1 pseudogene is annotated in these 1,582 nt (G+C 74.9%); it reads right to left on the reverse strand.

Going from position 1 to position 1,582, the window contains the following annotated elements:
• Nucleotides 1-1,486 (reverse strand): annotated as a pseudogene (locus tag AB0B89_RS36350) (phenylalanine--tRNA ligase subunit beta); the annotation flags it as partial.
• Nucleotides 1,487-1,582 lie beyond the last annotated feature (96 nt).

Raw genomic sequence — 1,582 nt, forward strand, 5'->3', positions numbered from 1 at the left:
GGAAGCCGGTTGAGCTTGTCCTCGACGTCGGCGCGCAGCCGGTAGACGGTGCGCTGCGCCGGGGCAGGGCGGCCGTGATGGTGGCCAGCTCCTCCTCGGTGGGCCTGCGGTCGACGCCGAGCACCGGGGCCTTCGCCGGGGCGCCCGCCTCGGGCCGGTAGACCAGGCCGGACTCGAACAGGGCGAGGTCGCCGAATCCGCGGCCGACGTTGCGCACCAGGGTCTTGAGCAGCCCCGGCAGCAGCGTGGTGCGCATCAGCGGCTCGTCCTCGCTGATCGGGTTGGCCAGGCGTACGGCCCGGCGTCGCGCGTCGCCCTCGGGCAACTGGAGACCGTCGAGGTCGCGCACGCCCATGAACGGGTAGGCGAGCGTCTCGACGTAGCCGGCGGCGGCCAGCGCGCGGCCGACGCGGCGGCGCAGCCGCTGGGCCTCGGTGAGCCCGGCCCCCGCGGGAGCGGCGGGCAGCACCGAGGGCAGCTTCGCGTAGCCTTCGAGCCGGATGACCTCCTCGGCGAGGTCGTTCGGGTCGGTCAGGTCGGGGCGCCACGAGGGCGGCGTCACCGTGAGCAGCTCGGCCGGATCGGGCCGGCCTGGACTCTCCAGCACATCGGCGGGAACGGCCGGGGACGCCTCGGCGCCCTCGTGCCCGGGGACCGCGCTCTGGGCGACCACCGTGCATCCGACCTGCTCCAGGCGGCGGACGACCGTGTCGCGCCCGTAGGCGACGCCCGCCACCCGGTCGGGATGGTCGGCCGGGATGGTGATCGTCGCGGGCTCGGCGTCGACGTGGGCGTGGGTGACCCCGGCGTCCGCCGTGCCGCCGCCGAACGCGACCAGCAACTGGACCGCGCGCCACGAGGCGTACAGGGGCAGCTCGCGGTCGACGCCGCGCTCGAAGCGGCGCGACGCCTCGCTCACCAGGTTGTGTCGCCGCGACATGCGGGCCGTGCCGGTGGCCGAGAAGTGGGCCGCCTCGATCACCAGGTCGGTCGAGGTGCCGGAGATCTCGGTCTCCAGCCCGCCCATCGTGCCGGCCATCGAGATCGCGCCCGAGGAGTCGGTGATCAGAATGTCCTCGGGGTCGAGCTTGCGCACGACATGGTCGAGCGTCTCCAGCGTCTCGCCCGGCTCGGCCCTGCGGACCACGACGGGCCCCCTGAGCTTGGACCGGTCGAAGGCGTGCAGCGGCTGGCCCAGCTCGATCATCAGGTAGTTGGTGACGTCGACGGCCAGGGAGACCGGCCGCATGCCCGCGCGCGCCAGGCGCACCTGCATCCACATGGGCGTCTCGGCGGAGGGGTCGAACCCGGAGACCGTGCGCAGCACGAACCGGTCACAGGCCGAGGGGTCGGCGATCGACGCGGGGTGGGCCTCCTCGGTGAACGAGGGCGGCTCCACGTCGGCCGGGTCACGCCAGGGCACGCCGAAAGCGGTGGCGGCCTCGCGGGCGACGCCCCGGATCGACAGGGCGTACCCGCGGTCGGGGGCCGCGCGGCCTCCGGGCCCAGCGCGTCGTAGGACCAGGAGAACACGGCGCCGATGTCGAGGGCCGCGAGCCGGCCGCCCGGGTGACGCAGCTCC

The sequence above is a fragment of the Sphaerisporangium sp. NPDC049002 genome (assembly GCF_040649355.1).
Lineage (GTDB): Bacteria > Actinomycetota > Actinomycetes > Streptosporangiales > Streptosporangiaceae > Sphaerisporangium.